The organism is Sorangium sp. So ce145 (assembly GCF_051525985.1).
GTDB lineage: Bacteria > Myxococcota_A > Polyangia > Polyangiales > Polyangiaceae > Sorangium > Sorangium cellulosum_B.
In genome coordinates this window covers 172,562-186,071 of sequence record NZ_CP150315.1, presented here as the reverse complement: position 1 = coordinate 186,071, position 13,510 = coordinate 172,562, and the positions used below count along the sequence as shown (strand labels likewise).

Below are 13,510 nucleotides of genomic sequence, written 5' to 3'. Positions count from 1 at the left end.
GCGCCTCGCGGTCAGCCCCACCCCTCCAGCACCAGCTTGCCCACCGCCTGCCCCGACTCGATGCGGGCGTGCGCGGCGCGCAGGTTCGCCGCGCTGATCTGGCCGAAGTGCTCGCGGCGCGTCGTGCGGACCCGCCCCTCGTCGACCCACGCCGCCACGCGCGTGAGGATCGCCCGCTGCGCGGCCATGTCCGCGGTCTCGTAGAGGGACCGCGTGAACATCAGCTCCCACGCGAAGGTCGCGCTCTTCGACATGAGCTTCCCGAGATCGAGCGGCTCCTTCGCCTCGACGATCCCCACGATGCGCCCGCGCGGCGCCACGAGGTCCGCCATCGTGTCCCACCACGCCTCGGTGCTCTGCGTGTCGAAGATGAGCTCCACGTGCTGTATCCCCGCGGCCTCGAGCTGCGGCCGGAGCGGCGCGCGGTGGTCGACGAGGACGTCCGCGCCGAGGGAGCGCGCCCACGCCCGGCTCTCCTCGCGCGAGGCGGTCGCGACGACCCGCAGCCCTGCGGCCTTGGCGAGCTGCACCACCATCGAGCCCACGCCGCCGGCGCCGCCGAGGACGAGCACGGTGCTCCCCGCGTCGCGCCCCTCGGGGTCGACGCCGAGGCGCTCGAAGAGCCCCTCCCACGCGGTCAGCGAGGTGAGCGGCAGCGCCGCCGCGTCGGCGAACCCGAGCGACCGCGGCATCGGCGCGGCGAGGCGCTCGTCGACGAGGTGCACCTCCGCGTTGCTGCCCGGCCGCGCGATGCTGCCGGCGTAGTAGACCTTGTCTCCCGGCCGAAACACGGTGACGTCCGCGCCGACCGCCTCGACGATGCCGGCGGCGTCCCAGCCGAGGACGCGCGGCGGGCTCTCGACCCGGGGCTTCGGCGCGCGGACCTTCACGTCGACCGGGTTCACGGCCACCGCGCACACCCGCACGCGCAGATCGCGCGGCCTCGGCGCCGGCTCCGGCAGCTGGAGATCGAGCAGGCTCTCGGGGTGCTCGATGGGAAGGTAGCGGTGGACTCCTACGGCGTGCATGGCGTTGCTCCTCTGCGGGACCGGCAAGAGGCCCCGTCACGCGCCGCAACGTGACCCTCGCCGGCGCGACGGACAATCCACGCTCGGCGACGAAGATCTGTGAATGCCGTTCACAGATCGACCCGGTCGCAACCCTGCCACTGCCCCTCTCCGCAGGTTGCGTCTGTTACTTCTACGGCATGCGAAGAGGCTTACTCCCGTTTCTCTTGTTCATGAGCGCTGGCCTGGCGTGCCAGCCGGCGCCCTCCGCGCCGGACACGGCCGTCGAGGAGCCGCTCCCCGACGACGGCGAGGAGCCGCTGCCCGACGACGGCGACAATCCCAACCCGCTCTGCCCCGGCCCCGTCGAGCCGGACACCAGCGAGGTCGCGGCGCTCTCGCTCCCGGCGCGCACGGTATCGACGCTGACCGGCGCTTACTTCGCGAGCGACCAGCGCTCGACGCGGACGCGCATGGTCGTGGAGGGCCAGGCCGCGCTGGCGATCGGGCCCGACACTCCGAGCTCCGTGACGATGGCGCTGGATTCGGTCGTCGACCCGCGCTGCTGCTGCAATCCGATCCCGGGCGCGATCACCATTGACCAGATAGGCGCCGTCCAGGGTGCGATCGCCGTCGAGCAGACGGGGCCCACGACGTTCTCCGTCCGCGTGAGCGAGGAGGGGACATCGACCTTCGAGGTCTCGGGCGTGCTCGCGGTGCCGGAGGGCGGCCTCGACGCGTGCTCCGCGTACGACGACACCCGCGAGCTCCCCGTCACGCTGTTGATGACCGTCCAGGCGGCGCGCCCGCGCTGGCAGATCGAGACACCGTCCGAGTGCGGCGCGAGCGCCGTCATCCAGTCGAACCGGCCTCTCCCGATCACCACGGCGGCGTTCGACGCGGCGGGCCTGCGCTTCTCTCCACAGAACGTCGAGCACCCTGCGGTCGACGTGGTGGGGACCGGCGTGGGCCTCCGGGTGCGCGAGGGGGGCGCCCCCTCCGATATCGTCGCGACCGGGGACGGCAGCGTCGTGATCACCGCGGCCGACGGCGGCGCATCGCGCGAGGTCTCGGTGATCCCTGCCGCCCGCATCGACGCCATGGACGTGGTGTTCGCGATCCCGGGCGTCGCGGGGGGCGAAAGGGCCCTCATGGACGGCGAGACGCTCGATGGGTTCCACCGCAGGGGGAACCGGGTGGTCGCCGTGATCTCCGGGCTCGCGTCCGGCGGTGTTCCGCTGTGCAGCGAGGCGAGGACCGAGGATTTCGAGGTGACGTCCTCCACCCCGGAGGCCTGCGCCGTCGATGGCCGGTTCTGCGAGAGCAGCGAGGTCCCCCGCGGAGATATGCTGACGCGCTCCGCGGAGGTCGTCGCCGACGGGACATGCGCGGTGCGCGTCGATGCGCCGGCGTTCGCCGGCGGGGCCGGCCTGGGCGCGGAGATCTCCGTGACCCTGAAGGGCACCGAATCGATGATCGATCTCGCGCCCTAGGTTTACCGGCCGCTCGTGGAGGAGCGTGGCGGGCCTCGTCTCGAGGTCGGCCGGGTGGACGTGGCTGCGCGCGGCCAGCGACGCCGTGCCGATGCAGCCAGACGAGCCCCGTCCCAGCCAGGGTCCCCCAGATCACCTGTGTGGCGATCCCGCTGGTCCGCCAGTTTGCGGCTTGCCCAGAGCGCCGTACCCTCGCGGGATGCCGAGCGAAACCTACCCCGCATACCTCGCCGCGCATGCATCGGGCGAGCTGGAGCGGCGCGCCGAGGAGGCCGTCCGCGCGCTCGCACGCTGCGAGATCTGCCCGCGCAACTGCCGCGTTGATCGTCTGGCCGACCGCGCCAAGGTCTGCTCTACCGGCCGGCGCGCGCGCGTCTCGACCTACTTTCCACACTTCGGCGAGGAGGACTGCCTCCGCGGCTGGGCTGGCAGCGGCACGATCTTCTTCTCGTTTTGCAACCTCAAATGCGTCTTCTGCCAGAACCACGATGCCTCGCAGGCGGGCGACGGCGACGAGGTGAGCCCAGAGCGGCTCGCCGAGATGATGCTCGAGCTGCAAGCCATGGGCTGCCACAACATCAACTTCGTCACGCCCGAGCACGTCGTGCCGGAGATCCTCGAGGCGCTGCCCCTCGCCATCCGAGGCGGCTTGCGCCTGCCGCTCGTCTACAACACGAGCGCGTACGACTCGATGGAGAGCCTCGCGTGGATGGACGGCGTCATCGATATTTACATGCCCGACTTCAAGGTGTGGACGAAGGAGTCGGGCATCCGCTACCTCAAGGCCAAGGATTACCGCGAGGTCGCCTGCCGCACGATCCGCGAAATGGACCGCCAGGTCGGGCCGCTCCAGCTCGGCCCTGACGGCCTTGCGCGGCGCGGCGTGCTCGTGCGCCACCTCGTGATGCCCGGGTTGCTCGACGAGTCGCGCGCGATCTTCGAGTTCCTGGCGCGCGAGGTGTCCGCTGACACGTACGTGAACATCATGGGCCAGTACCGGCCGGAGTACCGCGCCTCCGAGTACCCCGAGATCGATCGACGGCCGACCGTGGACGAGATCACAGCCGCGCGCCGCCTCGGCCGCGAAGCCGGGCTCCACCGCTTTGACGCACGCAGGCCGCAGCGGCTGTTCGTGGTCGGCTAGGAGGCCGGGAGAAGTCCAGACGACGCCACGCGGCGGTCTGAGGTGGCCCTGTCTCTCCTTCCTTGCATGTGAGAGCCGCCACAGCGTACTTCTTGGTGCGAGAGCCGTCTCCGCTCGAACAGCTCGAGGAGATCACCATGCCGTGGTATGTCTATTTCGCGTACTTCTTCGGTGGGGCGTTCCTCGCCAATGCGCTCCCCCACTTGATCGCCGGCGTGTCCGGCCAACCGTTGCAGACCCCGTTTGCATCACCGCCATTCAAGGGGTTGTCTCCGCCGGCGGTGAACGTCGCCTGGGCGCTGGCCAACCTCGCCGTCGCGTACCTCTTGCTTGTGCGCGTCGAAGCCCTCGACCTCCGGAGCTGGTCTGGCGCTGGGGTCTGTTTTGTCGGGTTCGGCGCCATGGCCCTCCAGTGCTCCCGCTCTCTCGCTCGCATTCGCAAGCAGGCCGTCCCCTGACCTGCCCCGTCGCGAGGCGACCACCGCTCGTCCACGCAGGAGCTCGGAACACGACCCCTCAACGTGCGTCGTCAGCGCCGCGCACGAGGATGACGCGCGTCTTCGAGAGCCCGTCGTGCAGGCCCACGGGCGCGGCGCCCCGGGTCAGGAACGTGAAGGCCTCGAAGGGGATGAACCGGCACAGGGTGCGGATCGCGATCCGACCGAGGCCGGCGCGGCTGCCGTCCTCCATCACGACCCGCGTGCCAGTGACGAGCTTGCCCAGCGTGGCGCCGAAGATCGCCTCCATCGAGACATAGTACGCGAACATCATCACGAGACCGAGCAACGTATCGTTGGCCTGCTCGAACACCTCGGCGCCTCCGAGCAGCCCGAAGATCAAGCCCACGAGGAACGTGAACAGCATCAATCCCATGTAGTCGACGACGAGGTTCACGAACCGCCGGCCGCCGCTCGCGAGCCGCAACCGCGAGCGCTCCTCCGGTTGCAGGGCCGCGGGTGCGTCTGCCTTGGGTGCTTCGTAGGGGTTGTAGCTCTCGGCGGGCTGGGCGGTCGGAGAACTCATGAGACCTCTCGATGCGGGTTGGGTGACGTCGCGGCGCAGCGCTCGAGGGCAGGCTGCCCTGGAGTCCACGCGCCCTGGCAGATGCTACGCCCCGAAGGCGGCGCCGTGAAGACAGCCCCGTCGACGGCGATGAACGATCAAGCCGGCGCCGCTTTTCGGAGTGTGGACGGATCGCAAGGGCGACCGATGCGCTCTCTGCGCTCTCGAGGACTGCGGCGACGTGCCGGGCTGCCGCGTCGCGCGCTGATCGCGGGGCGTCCTTCCGCTCGACGAACGCTCCCGGCCGAGCGAAATCCAAATACGTTCACGGGCCTGCGGGCATTGTAGGGGTGACGGAGACGTGGCGAACGCGGGCATCCGGAGGGCGCTCCGAGTGTCAGCCGGGCGCTGTCTCCACTGAGGCAGGAAAAATACGACCATGGCAAAGCGCGTGAACCGAAGAATTTTCCTCCGGGGGCTGGGCGGAGCTTGCGTCGCGGCGCCGTTCCTCGGCTCGATCCTCGACCGCTCCGTGATGGCGCAGCCGGCCACGCCACCGAAGCGGCTGATCGTGATGTACACGCACTATGGCTGCATCACGACGCGGTGGTTCCCGAAGAAGTCGCACGGCCCGCTCACCGCCGCGGACCTCGAGCCGACGACGCTCAAGCACCTGGCGCCCTACGTCGACAAGCTCCTCATGCCCCGAGGCATCCGCGCGATGAACGAGTGGACGGCCACGATGGTTCGGGGGCAGGGGAACGATGAAAACACGCAGGTGAACGGGTCGTACTTCACTTGCCACCCGGTCACTCCCAACAGCAACGACCCGTTCAGCTTCAACACGGCGACGAAGTTCTACGCCATGCCGACCGGTCCCTCGCTGGACCACGTCATCGCACGACAGCTCAGCCCGCAAGGCACTCCGTTGCTCATGAACACGACTGGTGGGAATGACAACTCTCAGTCGGCGATCTCCTACTCCGCCGCCGAGACCCTCTTCAAGGCCCTCAACGCGCAGCAGGCCTTCAGCAGCCTCACCGGCCTCTTCGAGGCGGGGGAGCCGGCGTCTCCGGACACCTACGCGGCGATGCGCGGCAAGAGCGTCCTCGACATCGTGAGGGATGATCTGCAGAGGCTCGAGCGGTTCGACATGAGCCGCTCCGACAAGCAGAAGCTCGCAGCCTGGAAGGAACTCCTCCACGCGACAGGAAACGTGGTGGTTCCTTCGCAGTGCAACACGTCCCTCGCCACGGCGCTCGGCGTGACGCAAGAAAACATCGACCTGACGAGCACCACCTCGTACACCGACAAGCTGACGCTGCGAATCTCGGACAGCCTGGATGGAGCCGACCTCTATTCGAACCTCGCCGTGCTCGCGGCGGCGTGCAACGCGAACCCCGTCATCTTCCTGAAGTACCCCGCGGCTTACAGCTTCAAGGGGCTCGGCCTGACGCAAGAGGCCGCCGGTCTCGCGAGCCGCCTGGACCACGCGGGCATGACGGGCACCTGCGTCCCGGGGGTGATCGACATGATCCTCAAGATCGACGACTACTATGCGAGGAAGTTCGCCCACCTCGTCGGGCAGCTGAACGGTATCGACGAGGGCGACGGGACGCTCCTCGACAACTGCGCGGCCGTCTGGTTCCAGGACGCGTCCGACGGCTGCGCCCGCAACCTCAACAACCTGCCGATCGTCCAGGCCGGCAGCGCCGGCGGCTATTTCAAGACCGGCTGGGCCGTGAACGTCGATGACGGCTCGCCCGATCTCACGACCGGCAACAGCGAGATCACGTGTGCCGACGGCACGTCGGACCAGGTCGACGCGATATCCCAAGAAACGGGGACCGATCCGTCGCTCGCCAACGCGCCGATCAACAAGTACTACTGCAGCTTGATGAACGCCCTCGGGGTCAAGGCAGGCCCGGATGGTTTCCCGGCGAAGGGCGGTTCGGCGCCGGTGACCCACTTCGGCATGTACGACCGGACGGAAGACTTCATCGGCGGCGGGACCAATCCCCCCACCATCCACGATCCAGGCGAGTTCGCCGCGCTCAGGGCGAGCTCGTGAGCGGTCTCGTCCCCGAGCCTGTCGCGCGCCGGGGCGAGCTCCCCAGGCCCGGGGCTTGACAGCTGGGCCCGGTCCGGGGCCATGCCGTCCGCGGGGGCGCGATCCGCCGTCACGCCCCGCTGAACCGCGCCCGCGCGATCAGCCGACGCGCGATCGGCCTTCAAGCCGGCCGAAACGTCGTCCCGCTTGCGTCGGCTGCCCATTCCTGGCTACCCGTTTATGCAAGGAGGGTCCCGATGGCAACGACCGCTGTTCTCCAGTTCCTGCCTGACTGGCAGCACGCGCAGCAGGGTCCGATCGAGCGCGGGGGGAAGCTCAGGATCGAGTATGAGCTCAGCCGCCTGTCGCGCTGCTTCACGACGTGGCGCGGCGCCGAGATCGGCGACATCACCGCCTACGTCCGCTTCCACCCGCGCGGCGCGATCGTGCAGGGGAGCGTCGTCGAGGAGGTGCGGGCCCCGGGGAACCCGCCCGGGCACGTCGTCGCGCACAAGCCCGCGGCCCTGGAGATCTCGGTGCCCGACGACGCGACCCAGGCGGAGATCTGGTTCCACGGCTTCTCTCAGACCAGCCGCCGGTGCGAGGCGTGGGACACGCGCTTCGGCGACAACTACTGGTTCGACGTGGGCGGCCCGCCGCCGCGGATCCCGGCGCAGCCGGTCCTCTACCGCGCGGGGGCGCAGCGGCGCCCCGACATCACGAACGTCCGGGCCTTTCGGGTCTCGAAGGTCTACGCGTTCCCGAGGCCCGCGCAGGGGCCGAGCGCGGGGACAGACATCCAGATACACCTGGACCTCGACGCGTGGGTCAGCCATTCGGCGTGGGGCGCCAGCGCATGGATCGATGTCCACGTGTTCGACGGCCACGACGCGCTCGTCCACGCCGAGACGATCCCGCTTTCGTATACCGGGTGGGGCCCGAACCAGCAGTTCAGCTTCGCCGGCAAGATTTTCCAGGGATCCACCGCCACGCCCGGCTCGGTGTCGCCGCGGCCGGACGCGCGCAAGGTGCAGCTCCGGCTCTATTACGAGATCGACGGCCAGGTGTTCACGGATGGAGTCCTTCACCAGGCCGAGCTCCCCGAGGACGCGCTGATCTGATCGGCGCCGCGCCGGCTCGCCGCGGGAGAGCGCCCCATGCTAAGAGGGCGTTCCCATGGCGAGCCGCTTCTACGTCACGACGCCCATCTATTACATCAACGACGTCCCCCACCTCGGCACCGCCTACACGACGATCGCCGCGGATGTGCTGTGCCGCTACCACCGGCTGCGCGGCCACGAGAGCCGCATGCTCACCGGCACGGACGAGCACGGCCTCAAGATCCAGCGCGCCGCCGAGGCGCGCGGCGTCGCGCCGGGCGCCCACGCCGACGAGATCGCCGCCGTCTTCCGCGCCACGTGGCCGAAGCTCGGCTGCGCTCCCGACGACTTCATCCGCACGAGCGAGCCGCGCCACAAGAAGGCCGTGCAGGAGCTCTGGAGCCGGATCAAGGCGCGCGGGGACATCTACCTCGGCCACTACGAGGGGCTCTACTGCGTCGGGTGCGAGGCCTACTACACCGAGAAGGACCTGGAGCAGCCCGGGAACGTCTGCCCGCTGCACAAGAAGCCCGCCGAGAGCGTCAAGGAAGAGAGCTACTTCTTCCGCCTGTCCAGGTACGGAGACGCGCTGCTCGATTACTACAAGCGCAACCCGACCTTCGTGCAGCCGGCGAGCCGCCTGAACGAGGTGGTGAGCTTCGTGCGCGAGGGGCTCCAGGATCTGTCGGTCTCCCGCACCACGTTCGAGTGGGGCATCCCCGTCCCCGACGACCCGAAGCACGTCATGTACGTCTGGTTCGACGCGCTGGCGAACTACATGACCGCCCTCCGGGAGCCGGAGGACAACACGCGCTTCTGGCCCGCGGACGTGCACCTCGTCGGCAAGGACATCCTGCGCTTCCACGCCGTCTACTGGCCTGCGTTCCTGCTCTCGGCCGGCTACGGCGAGGCGGAGCTGCCGCGCCAGGTCTTCGCCCACGGGTTCCTCACGTACAGCGGGCAGAAGATGTCGAAGACGCTCCGCAACACGATCAGCCCCGTCGAGGTGGCGAGCGCCCTCTCCGAGGCGGCCGCGGCGGCCCTGCCCGGCGGCCCGGGCGCGGCGGCCGGCGCGCCCCTCGTCGGGGTGGACGTGGTGCGGTATTGCCTGATGCGCGCGATCTCGTTCGGTCAGGACGGCGACTTCAGCCTCCAGGACGTGCTGTCGCGGTATGGCTCGGAGCTCGGCAACGCGCTCGGCAACCTGCTGAATCGCGTGCTCCCGTTCGCCGAGGAGGTCCCCGCGAAGGGGGCGTTGGGCCCGCTCGAGGAGGAGCTCGCCGGGGCGCAGCGGCAGGCCGCGGCGGCCGCGGCGACGGCGTTCGACGCGAACCAGCCGACGCGCGCGCTCGACGCGATCTGGACGGTGATCGCCGCGGCGAACCTCTACATCGACAAGGCCGCTCCGTGGGTGGCCAAGAAGACGGACCCGGCGCGCCTCGGGACGATCATCGCGACGTTGATCGAGCAGCTCGAGGCGATCAGCGTGATGATCTCCCCCGTGATGCCGGTCGTGGCGGGCAGGATGCGCGAGCAGCTCGGGCTGCCGCCGATCGCGTTCGAGGAGGGCAGCGATCGCTGGCCGATGGCGCTCCCCTCGCGAGCGCCGGGCGAGAAGCTCCGCAGGGGCTCGCCCATCTTCCCGCGCCTCGAGAAGGAGAAAGAGGCCGAGCTGCTCGCCCGGTTCGCCCCGCCGCGGCCGGACGCCGAGCCGGGGAAGGCCGACGCGAAGGCTGGCGCGAAGGTCGATGCGCAGGCCGGCGCGAAGGCCGATTCGAAGGCCGCGCCCGCGGCGAGCGGCGCCGAGGAGGCCGCCCCGCCGGCGCGCCAGGGCAAGAGCCCAGTGGCGTTCGACGATTTCGCCCGGCTGGACCTCCGGATCGGCGTGGTCACGAGCGCTGAGCGCGTGAAGAAGAAGGACCGGCTGCTCGATCTGCGGGTCGACACCGGCGACGGCGCTCCGCGGCGCATCATCTCGGGCATCGCGGCGAGCTACGCCCCGGAAGAGCTGGTGGGCAAGCGGATCGTCGTCATCTGCAACCTGCCGCCGCGCGACTTCGGCAAAGGGCTCGTGTCCGAAGGCATGCTGCTGACCGCCGAGGTCGAGGGGCGAGTCCGCACCATCACGGTCGAGGACGCCGCGCCGGGCACGCCGGTGCTCTGATACCGCACGTCGGCACGCGATCTTCAGCGCAGCTTACAGCGCAACGATACGACGGGAGCGAAACACCGGCCTCTGGTGGTGGGGGACTTGGCCGCAGGTGGGGTCTTTTGAACCGCCAAGTCGCCAGAAGACGCCAAGAAAAACACAAAAATCTTGGCGTCTTCTGGCGTCTTGGCGGTTCCATCATTCCCGCAGGGTGGAGCGATCCCCTCACCCCCGGCCTCCCCGGCCGCGCAGCGTGCTCGCGGTCGCCGCGCCGCGATCGTGCTTTGCATGACGGTGGGCAGGGAACCACCGGGGATGCCGGTCCGCGCGCCGGAGGGCGTGCTAGACCTGGCCAATGCGCGCTTGCCTTGACACGAGGAGGCGGTGAGCATCTCCCTGCGGGGGCGCGATGCCGTGGCCCTGGCCATGGCGGTCGCGGCGCACGCCGCGATCCTCGTCGCGCCGACGCCGGAGCGGCCTCCGGAGGGCCCTGCCGAGCCGTCCGCGATCGTGGATGGCATCGACTTCGAGCTGGAGCCACCGGCTTCCCAGGCCGCACCCGCGGCGCCTGCCGGGGGCGAGCCGGTCGCGGACGAGCCGGAGGCGGCCGGCGAGATTGGCAAGGCCGCTCCGGCCGAGAAGGCGCCGGCGCCCGCGCCGGGCGCCGCGGCGGCCAAGGTCGCCTCGGTGGAGCGCGCGAGGCCGGCGCCGGCCGCCCGCGCCGCCGAGCCGAAGGCCGCGCCTCCGGAGACGGCGCCGCCCGCTGCCGAAGCCGCCGCCCGGCCTGCGACCGAGGCCGCCGCGCCCGCCGTCGAGGCTCCCGGCTCTCCTACGCCCACCGCGGAGGCCCCGGCGCCCACCGCGGAGGCCCCGGGGGCCCCGGCGACGGCGCCGCCCGGCGACGAGTACGGCGGGGCACCGCCCGCCGAAGGCGGGGGCATCGCGCTCGCGCCAGGGCTCGGGACGCCCCTCTGGACCGTGCCCGGCGTGCTCCCCGGCCCCGACGCGCCGCGCGCCGCCCCGACGGCCGCCCCGCGTGCCCGCCCCGTGGATCCGGCGATCGCAGGCACGGTGCTGAACGAGACGCTGCACAGCAAGGACAAGAGCGTGGGGATCAGCGTCCCCGCCGCGGGCGCCGTGGCGAGCACCCTGGCGGACATGGTCCGCTCCTCGGCCGCGCCCCTCGACGCGCGGGCGACCTTCGAGGTCAAGCTCGGCGCCGACGGCCAGGTCCTCGGCGTCCGGCTGGTGAGCGCGTCGGCCGGGGACGGCCCCACGTGGGATCGCATCGTGGACGGGGCCAAGGGGGCGCTCGCGGGGAGCGCGCTGCAGATGGGGCCGGACCGGCAGCCGGTGACCGTCACGGTCAAGGTCCAGTCCAAGGTGCAGTATCCATCCGGCAGCAAGAAGAAGCCCAAGCCGGAGCTCGTGTGCGCCGAGGAGGTGCTCGAGCAGCTCCAGCTGGCGATGGAGGACCCGAGTCGGCTCGGCCAGCTGCGCGGCCCGGGCGACGGGGCGCCGCCGGCGGGCGACATGGATGAAGAAGAGCGAAAGAGGAGGTTCTGCATCCCTGTCGGGCTCCGCGCCAAGGGCGATCTGTCCGACATCGGCGCGCACAAGGTCAACGTGGTCTCGGCGTCGTTCGCGGTGAAGCGCGAGGGCGAGCGCGCCCTGCCGCACGAGGACATCCTGCCGATCGACACGCGCGTCCCGTGGGCGCCCAAGGACCCGAAGAAGACGAAGCTGCCGCCGCAAAAAAAGAAGAAGTGGAAGAAGAAGAAGGAGCCTTGAGGGCCCCGGGTCAACAACGAGGTTCTTTACCCGCCTCCCTCGCGGGAAAATCACGCTGCGGGCGCCTGGGGTCGATCAGGTACTCGCGCTCGCGGTACTCGAAGTAGTCGAAATCGGCCGGGCGCCCGGTACCCGACATGTCCTGGCACGCCATGCCGACGAACGCGCCGGTGAAGTTGGGAAGGCCGGGCGCGGAGGCCTCGTCCGAGAGGATGCTGGCGTCCAGGTGCTCCGGGAACCAGCTCCAGTCCGTACCGTCGAGGCTGTAGGCGAAGTAGAGCCGGTCGTGGTCGAGCTCGGCGCGCAGGTGCACGGGCGCGGTGCCCGGGATGGGGACGGGTGCGGTGAAGGCGTCTGCCATGACCCCATCCGGGATCGCCGACATGATCCGGAGATAGCGCCCGACCGTCTCCTCGTGCGAGATGTGCAGGTAGTGGAACTTGCTCGTGTTGTAGTAGCAGATGAGCCCGGCCATCTGCTGATAATGCTCGGGCGTGAAGTCGACCGACGTGACCGCGGTGTAGCAGTGCGCCTGCTGGCGGCGCGCGACGAGCGACTGGCGGAACAGGCTGCCGAGCGTCTCGCGGCCGTAGAGCCGGAGATGACCGGGACGTGCGGTGAGGCTGAACAGCTCGTCGGGATAGGGCGAGCGCAGCCACTGGAAGTCGATCGGCAGCTGCGGTGAATCGAAGTCCTCGCGCGCGGCCCGGGCTGGGAAGGGATGCGCGGGCAGGCCGGGGGCTGGGACCTCGACGCGCGGGATACCTTCACCATCGGCCGTGCGAAGCCAGCCGTCGTCCGACCAGACCATCCTCTGGATCGCGGTCTCGCGGCCGAGCGTCGAGCGCCCGCGGTTCGGGATGGGACGGCTGCACAGGTGGACCATGTACACGTCGCCCGACGGCGTATCACAAAGGTCAGCGTGGCCCGCGCGCTGCAGCGCGACGTCGGCGCGAGCGCGCGAGGTCAGGATGTACGTCTCGGGGTGCAGCTCGTACGGGCCGGTGAGGTCACGGGAGCGCGCCATGGTGACGGCGTGGCCCTGGTACGTGCCGCCCTCGGCGGTGATCAGGTAGTAGTAGCCGCCGCGCTTGTAGATGTGCGGAGCTTCGGTGTAGCCGATCGCCGTGCCTTTGAAGATGTTCGTGACAGGCCCGATGAGCTTGCGCTCGGCGTGCGAGTATTCCTGGAGCACGATGCCGGCGAAGCGATTGCGGCCGGGCCGGTGGTCCCACAGCATGTTGCTCAGATACTTGCGGCCGTCTTCGTCGTGGAACAGCGAGGGGTCGAAGCCGCTCGAGTTGAGATGAACGGGATCGGACCACTCGCCGTCGACGGTGGGGCTGGTCACCAGGTAGTTGTGGAAGTCGCGCATGGACGCGCCGGACGCGCCGGACGCGCCCCCGACGCTGGTCCGGCCGTAGCGCTTCACGTCGGTGTAGATCAGCCAGAACAGGCCATCCGCATACGTCAGGCACGGCGCCCAGACGCCGCACGAATCGCCGTCGCCAAGCAGGTTCAACTGGCTCGCGCGGTTGAGCGGGCGCGAGAGCAGGCGCCAGTGCACGAGGTCGCGCGAGTGGTGGATCTGCACGCCGGGGTACCACTCGAAGGTCGAGGTCGCGACGTAGTAGTCGTCGCCGACGCGGACGATGGACGGATCGGGGTTGAAGCCCGGCAGGATCGGATTGCGGATGACGGGTTCAGGCATGGATGAATGGCTCGCCGGCGATGGTCCAGAGGACGATCGCGCCGAGGATATCGAGGAATGGGG

Annotated in this window: 10 protein-coding genes; 7 read left to right on the top strand and 3 right to left on the bottom strand. The window is 70.0% G+C overall.

Going from position 1 to position 13,510, the window contains the following annotated elements:
• Positions 1-11: 11 nt before the first annotated feature.
• Complete coding sequence (locus WMF34_RS00690; RefSeq protein ID WP_012232769.1) at positions 12-1,028, bottom strand: zinc-binding alcohol dehydrogenase family protein; 1,017 nt, start codon at positions 1,026-1,028, stop codon at positions 12-14.
• Between the two features lie 212 nt (positions 1,029-1,240).
• Here WMF34_RS00690 and WMF34_RS00685 point away from each other — a divergent pair, with 212 nt between their 5' ends.
• The 3 genes from WMF34_RS00685 (at position 1,241) to WMF34_RS00675 (ending at position 4,102) form a co-directional block, all read left to right on the top strand.
• Complete coding sequence (locus tag WMF34_RS00685) at positions 1,241-2,500, top strand: hypothetical protein (protein ID WP_044963610.1); 1,260 nt, start codon at positions 1,241-1,243, stop codon at positions 2,498-2,500.
• A gap of 199 nt (positions 2,501-2,699) precedes the next feature.
• Positions 2,700-3,644: a radical SAM protein gene (locus WMF34_RS00680; protein WP_044963607.1), complete on the top strand. Its 945-nt coding sequence runs from the start codon at positions 2,700-2,702 to the stop codon at positions 3,642-3,644.
• 137 nt (positions 3,645-3,781) lie between these two features.
• A complete protein-coding gene (locus WMF34_RS00675) occupies positions 3,782-4,102 on the top strand; it encodes a hypothetical protein (RefSeq protein WP_012232766.1) in 321 nt (106 codons plus the stop codon).
• Positions 4,103-4,160: 58 nt separating this feature from the next.
• Here the strand turns inward: WMF34_RS00675 and WMF34_RS00670 are convergent, their stop codons facing one another.
• Positions 4,161-4,667, bottom strand: a complete 507-nt coding sequence (locus WMF34_RS00670; RefSeq protein WP_437992082.1) for an RDD family protein — start codon at positions 4,665-4,667, stop codon at positions 4,161-4,163.
• 418 nt (positions 4,668-5,085) lie between these two features.
• Here WMF34_RS00670 and WMF34_RS00665 point away from each other — a divergent pair, with 418 nt between their 5' ends.
• The 4 genes from WMF34_RS00665 to WMF34_RS00650 all read left to right on the top strand — a co-directional run bounded on the left by WMF34_RS00665 (position 5,086) and on the right by WMF34_RS00650 (position 11,736).
• The gene (locus WMF34_RS00665; RefSeq protein WP_012232764.1) at positions 5,086-6,717 is read left to right on the top strand and encodes a DUF1552 domain-containing protein; all 1,632 of its coding nucleotides are present in this window, start codon (positions 5,086-5,088) and stop codon (positions 6,715-6,717) included.
• A gap of 236 nt (positions 6,718-6,953) precedes the next feature.
• A complete protein-coding gene (locus WMF34_RS00660) occupies positions 6,954-7,817 on the top strand; it encodes a DUF6209 family protein (protein ID WP_012232763.1) in 864 nt (287 codons plus the stop codon).
• Between the two features lie 55 nt (positions 7,818-7,872).
• Positions 7,873-9,960, top strand: coding sequence for a methionine--tRNA ligase (gene metG / locus WMF34_RS00655; protein WP_437992081.1), 2,088 nt, complete (start codon positions 7,873-7,875; stop codon positions 9,958-9,960).
• Between the two features lie 369 nt (positions 9,961-10,329).
• A complete protein-coding gene (locus WMF34_RS00650) occupies positions 10,330-11,736 on the top strand; it encodes a hypothetical protein (RefSeq protein ID WP_437992080.1) in 1,407 nt (468 codons plus the stop codon).
• A gap of 10 nt (positions 11,737-11,746) precedes the next feature.
• Here the strand turns inward: WMF34_RS00650 and WMF34_RS00645 are convergent, their stop codons facing one another.
• Positions 11,747-13,447 (bottom strand): glycoside hydrolase family 43 protein, encoded by a 1,701-nt coding sequence (locus tag WMF34_RS00645; RefSeq protein WP_437992079.1) that lies wholly within the window; start codon positions 13,445-13,447, stop codon positions 11,747-11,749.
• Positions 13,448-13,510 lie beyond the last annotated feature (63 nt).